General features: G+C 57.8%; 11 protein-coding genes. 5 read left to right on the forward strand and 6 right to left on the reverse strand.

Going from position 1 to position 13,328, the window contains the following annotated elements:
* The first annotated feature begins 41 nt into the window (after positions 1 to 41).
* Complete coding sequence (locus R0J87_RS02685) at positions 42 to 1,205, forward strand: glycosyltransferase (RefSeq protein WP_498884206.1); 1,164 nt, start codon at positions 42 to 44, stop codon at positions 1,203 to 1,205.
* Here R0J87_RS02685 and bluB read toward each other — a convergent pair.
* On the reverse strand, positions 1,202 to 1,909 hold the full coding sequence (bluB, locus tag R0J87_RS02690; RefSeq protein ID WP_498884208.1) for a 5,6-dimethylbenzimidazole synthase: 708 nt from the start codon (positions 1,907 to 1,909) through the stop codon (positions 1,202 to 1,204). The genes R0J87_RS02685 and bluB overlap by 4 nt on opposite strands.
* Positions 1,910 to 2,124: 215 nt before the next feature.
* Here bluB and R0J87_RS02695 point away from each other — a divergent pair, with 215 nt between their 5' ends.
* The 4 genes from R0J87_RS02695 (at position 2,125) to R0J87_RS02710 (ending at position 6,932) form a co-directional block, all read left to right on the forward strand.
* The gene (locus R0J87_RS02695; protein ID WP_498884209.1) at positions 2,125 to 2,652 is read left to right on the forward strand and encodes a sigma-70 family RNA polymerase sigma factor; all 528 of its coding nucleotides are present in this window, start codon (positions 2,125 to 2,127) and stop codon (positions 2,650 to 2,652) included.
* A gap of 11 nt (positions 2,653 to 2,663) precedes the next feature.
* Positions 2,664 to 3,692 carry a FecR family protein gene (locus R0J87_RS02700; RefSeq protein ID WP_498884211.1) on the forward strand — a complete coding sequence of 343 codons (1,029 nt, stop codon included), beginning with the start codon at positions 2,664 to 2,666 and terminating at the stop codon, positions 3,690 to 3,692.
* Between the two features lie 80 nt (positions 3,693 to 3,772).
* On the forward strand, positions 3,773 to 6,187 hold the full coding sequence (locus R0J87_RS02705) for a TonB-dependent siderophore receptor (RefSeq protein WP_498884212.1): 2,415 nt from the start codon (positions 3,773 to 3,775) through the stop codon (positions 6,185 to 6,187).
* A gap of 58 nt (positions 6,188 to 6,245) precedes the next feature.
* A complete protein-coding gene (locus R0J87_RS02710) occupies positions 6,246 to 6,932 on the forward strand; it encodes a hypothetical protein (protein WP_498884214.1) in 687 nt (228 codons plus the stop codon).
* 109 nt (positions 6,933 to 7,041) lie between these two features.
* Here the strand turns inward: R0J87_RS02710 and astB are convergent, their stop codons facing one another.
* The 5 genes from astB to R0J87_RS02735 all read right to left on the reverse strand — a co-directional run bounded on the left by astB (position 7,042) and on the right by R0J87_RS02735 (position 13,296).
* Positions 7,042 to 8,400 carry an N-succinylarginine dihydrolase gene (gene astB / locus R0J87_RS02715; protein ID WP_498884216.1) on the reverse strand — a complete coding sequence of 453 codons (1,359 nt, stop codon included), beginning with the start codon at positions 8,398 to 8,400 and terminating at the stop codon, positions 7,042 to 7,044.
* The gene (gene astD, locus R0J87_RS02720; protein ID WP_498884365.1) at positions 8,397 to 9,869 is read right to left on the reverse strand and encodes a succinylglutamate-semialdehyde dehydrogenase; all 1,473 of its coding nucleotides are present in this window, start codon (positions 9,867 to 9,869) and stop codon (positions 8,397 to 8,399) included. The genes astB and astD overlap by 4 nt, the downstream gene beginning before the upstream one ends.
* Positions 9,870 to 9,950: 81 nt before the next feature.
* Complete coding sequence (astA, locus tag R0J87_RS02725; protein ID WP_498884218.1) at positions 9,951 to 10,982, reverse strand: arginine N-succinyltransferase; 1,032 nt, start codon at positions 10,980 to 10,982, stop codon at positions 9,951 to 9,953.
* Entirely contained in the window at positions 10,982 to 12,046 is a 1,065-nt protein-coding gene (locus R0J87_RS02730; RefSeq protein ID WP_498884219.1) for an arginine N-succinyltransferase, read from the reverse strand. The genes astA and R0J87_RS02730 overlap by 1 nt, the downstream gene beginning before the upstream one ends.
* Before the next feature lie 35 nt (positions 12,047 to 12,081).
* Positions 12,082 to 13,296: an aspartate aminotransferase family protein gene (locus R0J87_RS02735; protein WP_404342913.1), complete on the reverse strand. Its 1,215-nt coding sequence runs from the start codon at positions 13,294 to 13,296 to the stop codon at positions 12,082 to 12,084.
* Positions 13,297 to 13,328 lie beyond the last annotated feature (32 nt).

Raw genomic sequence — 13,328 nt, forward strand, 5'->3', positions numbered from 1 at the left:
CCACAATGCCAGCCGTTAAGCCGCTTATGATGAAGATTTTAATGCTTTCCGACGTCTACTTCCCCCGGGTGAACGGCGTTTCCACGTCGATTGAAAGCTTTCGTGGGGCGCTGGAGCGCTTGGGCCACGAAGTACATCTGATTTGCCCCCGCTATATGGATCACGCCAACGAAGACCCGCGCCTTTGGCGTATCGATTCACGAGGCGTATTAGGTGACCCGGAAGACCGCATGATGCGCTACCAGGCCATCATGGCGCTGGTTCCGTCGCTGCACGCCATCGAGTTTGATCTGATCCACATTCACACCCCCTTTGTGGCGCACTACGCGGGCGTGGCATTGAGTAAACGGCTCGGCGTACCCGTGGTGGGCACCTACCACACGCTGTTTGAAGAGTATCTGCACCACTACGTGCCATGGCTGCCTCGCCGCAGCCTGCGCTTTGCCGCCCGGCGATTTTCGGTGCACCAGTGCCATCAGCTCTCCGCCGTCGTCGCTCCTTCGTCCGCCATGACCACTGCCCTATCCGTTTATGGCGTTCGCTCCCCCATCGCGACCATCGCAACGGGTTTATCGCTCACTCATTTCGTCACGCAAACCGCTGGCGGAGAGTTTCGCGAGCGTCATGGCCTCCCAACACAGGGTCGACTGCTGCTGTTTGTAGGTCGTGCCGCGTATGAGAAAAACATCGGTTTTCTGATCGATATGCTGCCCAAGGTGCGCCACCAGCACCCGGAGACTCACCTAGTCATCGTCGGCGAAGGCCCGGCACTCGCCTCACTGAAACAGCAGGCCCAGCAAGCAGGCCTCTCCGATGCGGTTCGCTTTTTAGGCTACCTTCCCCGGGATGGCGCGCTGCAAGATGCCTACCGAGCAGCCGATGCCTTTGTGTTTGCCTCCCGAACCGAAACCCAAGGCTTAGTGCTGCTGGAAGCCATGGCGCTGGGCACTCCAGTCGTCTCAACCGCCATCATGGGCACCCAAGATGTATTGCAACAGGATGAGGGCTGCCTGATCGCGGATGAGCACCCTGCCCGCTTTGCAGAACACGTCAGCCGACTGCTCTGTGATGACGCGCTTCGCACCACCCTATCCCACCGCGGCCAAGCCTACGCCCAGCGCTGGAATGAAGATACCAAAGCCGAAGCACTGGCAGCACTGTATGAGAGCCAATGCCCCAAGGCGTTTGCTTCATCGCCTGCTTAATTTTCTAGGTTACCTAGCAGGCCTTCAAGCGGGTGACTTGCCAGTGGCTGGCCCCAGGTATCACCATGCACTAGCTCCGTTAGCGGCAGGCGCGAACGCCACCCTTTGGCCTCTAACTCAGGTTGGTTGAGAAACTCGCTGACATACCCCAGGCAGAGATAGGCTAAGGGATAAACATGATCCGGCAAATGCAGAACGCTGCTCAGCTGGGTTTGATCCAAAATACTCACCCACCCTACCCCGATACCCTCTGCCCGGGCCGCCAACCAAAGGTTTTGCACTGCCAAACAGGTGCTAAACAAATCGGTCTCCACGATGCTGTTACGCCCCAACACGTGAGGGCCGCCACGACTGCGGTCACAGGTAATGCATAGATTAAGCGGGCTATCCATAATCCCTTGTAGCTTCAGGGTACGATAATGCGCTTGGCGCTCAGCGGCATAACACTCGGTTGCTTTGCGGTTCTCCTGGTCGAAGAGCGCCAGCACCGAAGCACGCACCTCCCGGCTTTCAATCACGATGAAGTCCCAAGGCTGCATAAACCCTACTGAAGGAGCATGGTGGGCCGCCAGCAAAAGACGCGCCAGCACATCGCTAGGAATGGGGTCAGGTAAGAACTGTGAACGTACGTCACGCCGCTCAAAAATCGCACGATAAAGACCATCGCGCTCAGCGGCGGAAAAACGGTGGATAGAAGAAGTCATGTTGCTGGCAGGGCCTTTGGCTGGTCGGTTAATAGATAAAAATGCGTTTACATGAGATGCGCTTATGGCTGCGTGAGAGGCCAAAATGCAGCTCTGGCGATGTTTCGAGAAACACGTTGGATATCGATACAGCCATTTTAAAATCAATTGCTATTGAAAACATTAGGAATGTAAATTAAAATCAATATCATTTGCATTTAGTGTTCGAGTCAACTATGACATCGTTGCCTGGGCTATCCCGCTCTTTTCGTGTTGAACATCTTTATTACTCTCATCAGCCGTGGCTGCAAACGTGGTTGTCTCTCAAACTGGGCTGCCCCGAAAGAGCACAAGATTATGTCCAAGATACCTTTTGTCGTGTCATAACGCGTGAGGATGACACGCCTGTAGAGCAGCCGAAGGCGTTTCTTGCCAAGATTGCTACGCGGCTATTAATGGATCACGCGAGGCGTGCCCGATTAGAGCGAATATGGCGTGAAACCTACGCAGAGAGCGCCACCCAGCATGCATTTGCGCCTTCAGCAGAAGAAGTGAATGCTACACTGGAAACGTTAGAACGAGTTGCCCAGCTACTTGACGGGCTGGGAGATAAACCCCGTTATGCCTTTTTACGCTTTCGCTTAGACGGTGCTTCCCAGGCTAATATTGCTGGCGAACTTGGTGTCAGCGTCAGCATGGTGAAGAAGTACGTTGCGCAAGGGTTACTGCACTGTCATCTTGCGCTGCAGGACAACGCCCCATGAGCGTGTAGGATATGAAAACCCCTTCTTCCCGTTCAAACGCCTCCCCTACGCCTGGAGAACTCTCTGAACAGTCCCTCCGTGAGGCAGCGCAGTGGTGCATAACGTTGGCGGACGATTCCGTCGATAACGCCCAACGACGCGACTTTGAACGCTGGCTAGCTCACCAAAGCGAGCATCAGCATGCCTGGGAAGCCATGCGCGATACTTGGGCAGTGTTTACTGAGGCCGAGCAACCTGGCCTGCGTGACACATTAGAGCATGCCTACCAGCAAGAGCGCTCTGAGAGACGCCGCTTGCTGGGCAAGTACAGCGGCACAGCGGTACTGGTGATATCGCTGGTGACGGCAGGCTGGTGGCTGAGTGGCACCGCTTCTCCAATGCAGATGACGGCAGACCATTACACCGCCCAGGGAGAGCGCAAAACGGTGGCACTGGCAGATGGAAGCGTCCTTACGCTCGACACCTCCTCAGCAATAGATGTGCAGTTTTCACCGGAGCGGCGTCAGATTACGTTACGCAACGGGCGTCTCTTTATTGACGTGGCCCCCGACCCCCAACGGGCGCTAGAAGTGGTGACGCCAGAGGGCACGATACGGGCGCTGGGCACAGCCTTCAGCGTTTATCGCACTAAGTGGGAAGAAGAACCTGCAACACGCGTGACGGTGTATGAGTCTCGTGTTGAGGTGTGTCCTGAGAATACCCACTGCCAAGAAGTTGGCAGCGGAAATGAAGGCAACGTGACCAACGGAACGTTGTCATATCAGCCCCGCCCTTTAGCGTCAACGCCAGATTGGACAAGCGGGGTGCTTATCCTGGATAACCAGCCGCTGACTGAAGTGCTGGATGAGCTGGCGCGTTATTATCGCGGCACACTTCGCTACAGTGACGAGTCGCTTTCAGGGCTAACGGTGTCTGGCGTGTTACCGCTGAACAGTATTGAACACGCGTTAACCTCTTTAACACGTGCCTTGCCTATTGAAACCCAGCGGTTTACGCCATGGGTGACAATCGTTAAACGCAAAGAAGCGACACCGAATTAATTTTTTTTGTGTTGATGGCTGTCCCTTGTGATGAGTGGTGCGTCTTTATAGGCATGACACTACAACACAAGGGATTCAGCATGTTTCGCTATACGCCTTCCAGCACGTTTACGCGCCGCTCTTTGGCTTTGGCCGTCGCTATTGCGGCCACGGCTGGCGGACTGCTGAATCCCTTAGCCGTTAATGCCCAGCAGGAAACCACGGAAATGCCCTCCGTGTTGCGGCAGAATTACTATGTGCCTGCCGGCTCGCTAACATCAGCGCTCAATACCTTGGCCCAGCAAGCTGGGTTAACCCTCTCTTTTAGCCCCCAGTTAACCCAAGGGGGTCATAGCCAGGGGTTAAATGGCCAATACGCTGCGGAAGAGGCGCTGCGTGAACTGTTAGCGGGAAGTGGCTTGGCGTATCGCTTTATTGACGCCAACACGGTAATGCTTGAGCAAGCCGCTGGCGAGAGTGCAGCACCGCTGACGCTTGCACCGCTTCAGGTTGAAGCTCCACGTTTAGTCAGGGGTGGGGCAATAGACGGGTTTCGTACCAGACGCACCAGCTCCGCCACCAATACCGATGCGGCGTTGATCGAAACCCCTGCCACTGTCAACGTTGTTTCTTCTGAGATGCTTGAACGCTTAAACGTAAGGCGGCTTGATGACATTCTCCAGTACGTGCCGGGTGCCTCGGCCGGTGCTTCTGGAGGAGCGCTATCGAATACCTTCACCATCCGAGGCTTCCAATCGTCAACCACTCGGGGCGGACGCCTTGGTGCCCGAGCCAACTCCGTTTATATAGATGGAAACCGGCCTGCCTCCCAACGCTATCACTATGACCGGTCGCTTTATGATCGGGTTGAAGTGCTTAAGGGAACTTCCTCGCTGCTGTATGGCTCGGCGTCGCCGGGAGGCATCGTGAGCTACCGCTCCAAGCAGCCAACGCTTGACGCTAGCCGCGAGGTGTCGCTCTCGGTAGGCGATTTCGACACCCGTCGGGCCACGGTGGATGCCACCGGGCCGATTGGCGATTCGGGGGTGGCGTATCGATTGATTTCAACCGTGCAGGAGGCCAATCAAACGTTTACTGGCGAGAACCACGCCAACAGCTACGACGACCGGCTGATCTTTAAGCCTCAGGTCGCTTGGTATTCCGATGCCGGGACCAGCCTGCTATTTGCCTACGAATACAGTGAACAAGAAAATATCGCCGATCCTGGGGTGATCCGCTTTAGTGACGGCTCCTATGGCTTCAACGGCCCCTCACTGGTAGGCGACCAGAGCTATTCAGATCAGGTTAGCCATATTGTCACCGGCAGCGTTGAGCAGCCGCTATCGGACAACTGGACCACATCACTCGCATTAAGCTACGGGAATAGCAGCACCGACGCCCTGTGGGACACCGTCAATACCAGAAGCAGTCCTGCCAAAGGTGAGCTGATCGATAGGGACATCATCAAATTTGAAACCGATTTTGAGCATAAAGAAGGGCGGCTGGAATTTGAAGGTATTCATCATGTTGGCATTGTCGAAAACACCGCCACGATCGGCTTCACTGCCCGTCGTGAAGGCTATGACACCAACAGAGTGCAAGCGAGTCAGAGAAACGCTATTGACCCCGAACAACCTGTGTTTACACCCGTGCCAGACCTGGGGCCTTACAACAGCCGTATCGAATGGACAATCGAAGAGCGCGGGACGTATTTTCAAAACACCGCAAAAGTGGGCAATAAACTTAGCCTCTTTGGCGGTTTAAGGCATACCGATGTAGAGACAGAGTTCAATGACGGAGGCGGTAAAGACAATGCGCTGAATTACTCCCTGGGAGCTATTTTTAATCAGAATGCCTGGTTTAATCCGTTCCTTAGTTATTCCACCTCATTGACTCCGCAGGTGGGAACGCTGGTATCCGGCGAGCCGGTGCCCTTTTCGGAAGGTAATCAGATCGAAGCGGGGATTAAGAGCGAATGGTGGGATGACAGCCTCGCAACCACCTTATCGTTGTTCCGCGTTGAGCAATCTAACCAAGTGGAATCAGACCCGAACGACCGCTCGCTTTCGATCGTAACAGGCGACCAAAGAGTCCGTGGGGTCGAATTAGAAGCCGTTGGTCAGTTAACCGAACGCCTGACGGCGACTGGCGGCTACAGTTACCTAGACGCCGAGTACACGACCTCGTTGCTGTATGAAGGTAACACCCCCACGAATGTTCCTGAGCATAAGGTGTCAGGCCTGCTGAATTACCACGTTTCTTCGGCATTCGGTCTCTGGGATATCGGACTTGGCGTGGTTCACGCAGCAGGCCGTACTGGCGATGCTGAGAACACCTTTAACCTACCTGATTACACCCGCGTGGATGCAAGCCTTGGCTGGCAGCAAGATGGCTTAGCCCTCCAATTAGCCGTAGAGAACCTAGCAGACGAAGAGTACGTGTCTGGGTCCAGCGGTGTCTTCGTCAATCAAGGCTTGCCTAGGTCGGTTTATCTACGTGCAAATCTCTCTTTTTAACCCACGAGCGGACGCTCCCTTTTACTCTCCTCAACAGCAATATAGGTGTATTTAAACGATGAAAAGCACGCCCCTCAACCATGTTTTTGTTCGAAATGTTTACACAAGCTTCCATCAGCGCTTCAATAAAAAGGCGGTGCTATTAATGGCGGCTTTACTGTTTTCACTTCCGGCAATGTCGGCCCAGCCGGGCCCCGATGGCAACCAAGGCCACCTTAACCGCTTGCTGCACAACCCTGTCGTTGTTCAGCATCTAGGGTTAACCGGTGACGAGGCTGACGCCGCTCAGGCAGTGTCTAACGAGGTGGTCGAAGCGCATCGCGAAGACTTTGAACAGGCACTGGCACCGGCAACAAAATCGGACAGAGTGCCTCTCGTGGCCCAGGTATTTGTATCAGTGAACGAGGATACCTTTGCAGCACTTGAAAGTATTCTTAGCGATGAGCAGCGCCAGCGATTAAAACAGATCGAAATTCAAACCTTCGGCGTTAGAGCTCTGACGCGTCCTTCCATTGCTCAGCAGTTAAATCTCGAACCATCGCAAATAACAGGGCTAAGAGACATCAGCAGCGACGCAGGAAGCCAGCTATCAACTTTAAAACAATCCATGGACTTATCATCTTCGGAAAAAAATGTTCAAGCACAAACAATACGATTAGCTGCAATGCGTGAAGCACGTCATCTTCTTACCGAAGAGCAGTGGGTATCGTGGGAATTGCTAACGGGTGCAGATTTCGCAATTTAACCAGGTGAGATAGGGCGTAAGTACGCCTGAGGCACACTAAAATAAGAATAAACAAACGCCAAGGCTATTCAGATGCCTTGGCGTTTTGATTTATTGCTTAGCGTAATTTTTATCCCAACTGGAACGGATACACCGGCCCAATCTGCAAGAGCAGAGTCAGCTCATCCAGCGCGGTGAGCACTTCTGTGGCGAGTTGGGGGTCGGCGAGGTCTTCACTGGCGAGGCGGTCGCGGTAGTGGCGGTTCACCCAGGCGGTGAGGTCGCTATAAAGTGCATCGTTGAGCAGTACGCGGCCGGTAAGGGCGGCGCGCTCGGCTTCCGACAGCACCACGCGTAGGCGCAGGCAGGCGGGGCCGCCGCCGTTGCGCATGCTTTGCTTCACGTCTTTGACGATTACTTCGCCAATGGGGTTATTGCCCGCCAGGATGAAGTTCTGAATCGTGTTCCAAACGGCTTCCCGCTCTTGGCACTCGCTGGGCACCACCAGTGTCATGGTGCCGTCTGGGTTGGAGAGTAGCTGGGAGTTGAACAGGTACGACGCCACCGCGTCTTCCATGCTCACCGCTTCTACCGGCACCCGAACGGGAATCAGCGGCGTGCTCATCTTGGCACGCAGCTCGTCCAGCGTGCGCTCTTCATCAAGAAACGCCATTTCGTGGTAGAGCAACACCGGGCCGTTACCCACGGCAATCACATCGTTGTGGAACACCCCGGCGTCGATGGCCTCCGGGTGCTGTTGGGCGAAGACGGTTTGCGCGTCACTCAGCCCGTGCTGGCGGGCCACCGCTTGGCTGGCTTCCAAAGTTTGGCGGGCGGGATAGCGCTTGGGTTCGCGCCCACTGCTACTCGCGTCGCCAAACGCTTGGCGGCCGTAAACGAAGAGATGAACGCCTGGCTCGCCGTATTCGCCGCACAGGCGAGTATGGTTGGCCGCCCCTTCATCAGAAAATGCGGGCGTGGCGGGCAGCACCGGGTGATGGGCAAAGCGCTGCTCGTCGCGAAAAATCGCTTGTAGCACGCGGCCGGTAGTCTTCGGCTCTAGGTAGCGGTGGAAGCTGGATTGCAGGTTGGCGGGGGTAAAGTGCACTCGACCATCCGGTGCATCGACGCTAGGCGTAATGGTGCCTGCGTTAGCCGTCCACATGCTGGAGGCTGAACATACCGCCCGCAGCAGCTGCGGCGCTTGCTTCGCGGCTTGGGCGAGGATCTCGCTATTGCTGCCGCTAAAGCCTAACGCTCGCAGTGCGCCCAAATCCGGGCGCTGCTGGGGAGGCAACACGCCCTGGGCGTAGCCTGCGTCCATCAGCGACTTCATCTTCGCCAGCCCCTGCAGCGCCCCCTCTTTGGGGTTGGAGACCAAGCCTCCGTGGCTCATGGAGGCTACGTTGCCGTGGGCAAGCCCCGAGTAGTTGTGGGTAAGCCCTACCAAGCCATCGAAGTTGACTTCGCGAATGCTGTTGACGCTCATAAGTTGACTCCCGGCGGCAGGGTTTCAGGCATTTCCAGGCTCTCGGCTTCCATGGAGGCGACCGGGTAAGCGCAGTAATCCGCCGCGTAGTAGGCGCTGGGGCGGTGGTTGCCGCTGTCGCCTACGCCGCCAAAGGGCGCATCACCAGAGGCTCCGGTGGTTTGGCGGTTCCAGTTCACAATGCCTGCGCGAATACGCAGCAGAAAGTCGTTCCAATCCGCCTGCTCGCCACCGATCAACCCGGCAGAAAGGCCGTAGCGGGTGTCGTTGGCAAGGGCGAGCGCCTCATCCCAATCCGCGTAGCGATGGATTTTCAGCAGCGGGCCGAAGTGCTCCTCGTCGGGCACGTCCAGGCCCGTCACGTCGATCAGCGCGGGGCTGAGCAGGCTGGTGTTCTCTTTGAGGCGCTGCATACGGTTAATGACCGTGCCGCCCATGGCTTCCAGTTCATCTTGGGCGTTGAGCAGGCCATCGGCTGCGGCAACGCTTACCAAGCCGCCATAAAACGGCGCGGGTTCTTCGTCGAACTGCCCGGCCACGCGCAGCTTGGCGATAGCCTCAGAGAGCGCATCGATGAGACGGTCACCCACCTCGCCTTGGGGCACCATCAAGCGGCGCGCACAAGTGCAGCGCTGGCCGCCGGAGAGAAACGCTGATTGCAGAATCGTCAGCACCGCTGCGCGCTCGTCGTCGATATCCTTCACCACCAGCGGGTTATTGCCGCCTAATTCCAGCGCAAGGATTTTATCCAGCTGCCCGGCAAACTGCTGCTGCAGCATCCCGCCTACTTTGGCGCTGCCGGTAAACAGCAGGCCATCGATACCGGGATGGGCGGAGAGCGCCTGCCCGACCGGGACACCGCCCTGCACGAGGTTGATCACGCCGGCAGGCAGCCCGGCTTCTAACCAGCACTGCAGGGTGAAATCCGCAGTGAGCGGGGTTTGGTCGCTGGGCTTGAATACTACGGTGTTCCCCGCCAACAGGGCAGGCACCATATGGCCGTTGGGCAGGTGGCCGGGGAAGTTATAGGGGCCAAACACCGCCATCACGCCGTGGGGGCGGTGGCGCAGTACCGCTTTGGCGCTGCCGACCTCTTTTTCGCGCTCCCCGGTGCGCTCGTGGTACGCCTTAATAGAGAGCGCGACCTTACCAATCATCGCGCCTGCTTCGGTGCGTGCTTCCCACAATGGCTTGCCGGTTTCCGAGGCGATGGCAATGGCCAAGTCCTCGCGGCGTGCGGTCAATACGTCGACAAAGCGCTCCACCAGCGCCTGACGCTCAGCAAAGGGCGTGCGCGCCCAGGCAGGAAACGCCGCACGGGCTGCTTCCACCGCCGTGCTTACCTGACGGCTAGAGGCAGCCGCGCCTTGCCATAGCAGCGTTCCCGCAACGGGGTCGTGCTTGGTAAAGGGCTCGGCGTCGCCGACGACCCAGGCGCCGTTGATCAGTTGCTGCTGCTGGGCGTGCATGTTCTGGGGGTGCATCGTGCTCTCCTTCACTGAGTTTTTGTCGTCTTGGCGCGGGTCGAGGGGGTGCTTAGATTGCCAATATTAGGTTTCCAGCAGGCGAACGGCGTCGCCGGTGGAAATGCCTAGCCGCTCGGCCTCGTCGGGGGTGAGCACAATTGTGCTGCTATCTGCCGGGCCGCGGCCTATCCAGCTCGCGGTAAAGTTCAGCATCTGGGTAGACGCCGCCAGCCAGCGGCTAACGCTCTCTTGTGGCGCGTTAGAGGAGACTTCCACCTGATAAAGCTGCGAGTTGCGAATCGCCCGCACGTCATCGATGTAGGCCTCCACCGTGGGGCCACCATCGAAGATGTCGATGTAGCCTTCCCAGCGCAGCCCCTCTTTTTTGAGCATCTCCAGCGCTGGCCGGGTGTGACGGTGCACCTGCCCGATACACGCCCGCGCCTCTTCCGACATGAAGGTGGTGTAGATCGGGAACTTGGGCATCAGCTCGCCGATAAAGCTCTTCTGGCCCAGGCCGGTCAAGCGGTCGGCTTCGTTGAAATCCATGGGGAAGAAGTGTTTCCCCAGGCTTTCCCAAAAGGGGCTAACGTTGTTCTCATCGAACACGCCACGCATCTCGGCCAGCACTTTCTGCGGAAAGCGGTCGCGGAACTGGGCAATGAACAGCCAGCGCGCTTTGGAGAGCAGCGCCCCGTTACGCAGGTGCTTGTTGGCCTCGCCGCGATACTCCGGACGCAGAAACAGCGAACACACTTCGGCGTCGCCGGTGTGGTCGGAGCTTAAGAACAGCGTGTCGATGGTGCGATGCAGATCGAGCTGTACAGACGAGTGCGCCAGCGTGCCAAGCCGGTAGTTGTAGAACGGCACTTCACGCCCTACCTGGCCTTCGATGGCGCAGCAGCCTGCTAGCTCGCCGTTGGTTTCATCTTCCAGCACGAAGAAGTAGAGACGGTCATCCACCGGCGTACGCTCTTCGAACGCTCGGGCGGCGGACTCAATCTTACCGGCCAAAAACTCGCGGTTATCCGGCAGCGAGGTAAAGCCAACACCGGCCTGCTGCGCAAGCGCCTGGAGCCCATCCAGATCATTACGGGCAATGGGTCGAATGCGCATTACATCTCTCCTTCATCAAGCGCATCGATGGCGCTTGGCAGGGTTAACGGTGCCGCCAGCACCGCCCGCCCCTCTTCTACACCCAAACGCTCCGCGTGCTGCGGGGAGAGCATCAGCTGTCCCGTAGGCGATAGCGCGTAGCGCGCGACGATACAGCGGAAATCGCTCAGCGTTTGATTGGCAATCATCGCCGGTTCGGCATCCGGCAGCGCGTGCTCGGGGCGTATCCGCACCGGGTGCCAGGCCGCGCGACGGAATGTTTCCAGACGCTCGCGTTCGGTTTTGACGATGGGGCCCGCATCGAAAATATCCACATGCCGGGAGCGCACGAAGCCCTCGGCCAGCATTTCGGCCAGCGCCTCTTCGTGTGCCGGGTGCTCGCGGCCAATCGCGGCGCGGGCCTGGGGCGTGAGTAGCGGTAAGTAGAGCGGAAACTGCGGCATCACTTCAGCAATAAAGCTTTTGGAGCGCACGCCCGCCATGTGATTCATCTCTTGAAAGCTGCGGGCAAAGAAGTGGCGGCCCACGCTTTCCCAAAAGGGGGACTCGTTCTGGCTATCCAAATAGCCAGGGAAAGCCACCGCTAATATCCGCGAGAAACGCTCCGGGTACTGGGCGATAAACATCAGCCGCGCCCGGCGCAGCAGGCTCTCCGCACTGGTGCCTTTGTAGCGCGGGTTGAGCGAAAGCGCGCAAAGCAGCGTGGCATCCGAAGCCTCATGAGAAAGCGCCAGCGTTTGCACTTCACGGCGAACGTTAAGCTGCTGAGAGGCGTGAATCAGCGTCTCTTGGCGGTAGGTGTAGTAGGCCTCGGCGGCCCCCGCCTGGGCACGGATGGTGGCCGTGCCCAGCACGTCGTTGCGGCTATCGTCCGCCAACACGAACATATAGTGCTCGTTACCGGGGAACTCGATATCACTCGCAAACGCTTCCTGGGAGCGCATAATGCGCTCCTCAAGGCGTTCACGGTTGGCGGGCAGGTTGGTAAGCCGAGGCACCGCATGTTCTGCCAGTTGCTCTAAGGCGGGAAGGTCAGCCAGCGTGACCGGACGGATTACCAACATGTTTAACGCCCCCTCTTGTATGGCTTGCGGCCTGCTCATGCGCTAGCAACAAGTCGCTCGATGGCACGTTCCAGGCGCGCCATGCCTTCAGCAATGTCTGCTTCCGGAATCACCAGCGACGGCGCCATACGCAGCACGTTGGGCCCCGCGATGAGCGCCATCACGCCCTCTTCAATCGCCAGCGGCAGAATATCCTTGGCGCGGCCTTCGAAGGCGTCCGACATCTGGGCACCCATCAGCATGCCCATGCCACGGATCTCTTTGAAAACGCCGTGCTTGCGGTTGATGGTTTCCAGGTGCTCGCGGAACAGGTCGTGGCGATGTTTGACACCTTGCAGCACCTCCGGCGTATCGATGAACTCGACCGCCGCTAGCGCTACCGCTGAGGCCAACGCGTTGCCGCCGTAGGTAGAGCCGTGGGTACCGATGGCAAGCGATTTGGCGATAGCGTCGGTGGTCAGCGTGGCACCAATCGGGAAGCCGCCGCCCAGCGACTTAGCGCTGGTGAGAATGTCTGGCGTGATGCCGAAGTTCTTGTAGGCGTAGAGCTCGCCGCTGCGGCCAACGCCGGTTTGCACTTCATCGAAAATTAGCAGTGCGTTGTGCTCGTCACACAGATCGCGTAGGCCCTGCAGGAATTCCTGAGTCGCGGGAACGATGCCGCCCTCGCCCTGCATCGGCTCAACCATGATGGCGCAGGTGTCGTCGCCCACGAGCTTACGCACGCTCTCCAGGTCGTTGAAGTTAGCGTGCAGAATGCCGCCCGGTACCGGGCCAAAGCCTTGGGAGTACTTGGGCTGGCCGCCTACGCTGACGGTAAAGAACGTACGGCCGTGGAACGACTGGTAGAACGAGATGATTTTATCTTTGTGCTCGCCGTGGTGGTCCACCGCCCAGCGGCGGGCCAGCTTCAGCGCAGCTTCGTTGGCTTCACCACCGGAAGAGCATAAAAAGACCTTATCGGCGAAGGTGCGCTCGGTCAGGGTTTTGGCCAGTTTGAGCGCCGGTTCGTTGGTGAATACGTTGGAGAGATGCCAAAGCTTTTCGCCCTGCTCTTTCAGCGCATTGACCAGCACCGGATGGCAGTGACCCAGGGAGTTCACCGCAATACCGCCAGCGAAATCGATGTACTCGCGGCCTTCTTGGTCCCACAAGCGGCTGCCTTCACCACGTACCGGAATAATCTGCTGCGGCGCGTAGTTAGGCGTCATGTAGTGGTCGAAATCTTGACGGCTCGGGGTGTGGCTCATGGGACAGTACCTCCAGTGGAGTAAGCGATAGA

This window comes from Halomonas sp. SIMBA_159 (assembly GCF_046536035.1).
Lineage (GTDB): Bacteria > Pseudomonadota > Gammaproteobacteria > Pseudomonadales > Halomonadaceae > Vreelandella > Vreelandella venusta_A.

Coding starts and splice junctions, on each gene's coding strand:
- R0J87_RS02685 (WP_498884206.1), top strand. CDS start 42: ATGCTTTCCGACGTCTACTTCCCCCGGGTGAACGGCGTTTCCACGTCG.
- bluB (WP_498884208.1), bottom strand. CDS start 1,909: ATGACTTCTTCTATCCACCGTTTTTCCGCCGCTGAGCGCGATGGTCTT.
- R0J87_RS02695 (WP_498884209.1), top strand. CDS start 2,125: ATGACATCGTTGCCTGGGCTATCCCGCTCTTTTCGTGTTGAACATCTT.
- R0J87_RS02700 (WP_498884211.1), top strand. CDS start 2,664: ATGAAAACCCCTTCTTCCCGTTCAAACGCCTCCCCTACGCCTGGAGAA.
- R0J87_RS02705 (WP_498884212.1), top strand. CDS start 3,773: ATGTTTCGCTATACGCCTTCCAGCACGTTTACGCGCCGCTCTTTGGCT.
- R0J87_RS02710 (WP_498884214.1), top strand. CDS start 6,246: ATGAAAAGCACGCCCCTCAACCATGTTTTTGTTCGAAATGTTTACACA.
- astB (WP_498884216.1), bottom strand. CDS start 8,400: ATGAGCGTCAACAGCATTCGCGAAGTCAACTTCGATGGCTTGGTAGGG.
- astD (WP_498884365.1), bottom strand. CDS start 9,869: ATGCACGCCCAGCAGCAGCAACTGATCAACGGCGCCTGGGTCGTCGGC.
- astA (WP_498884218.1), bottom strand. CDS start 10,982: ATGCGCATTCGACCCATTGCCCGTAATGATCTGGATGGGCTCCAGGCG.
- R0J87_RS02730 (WP_498884219.1), bottom strand. CDS start 12,046: ATGTTGGTAATCCGTCCGGTCACGCTGGCTGACCTTCCCGCCTTAGAG.
- R0J87_RS02735 (WP_404342913.1), bottom strand. CDS start 13,296: ATGAGCCACACCCCGAGCCGTCAAGATTTCGACCACTACATGACGCCT.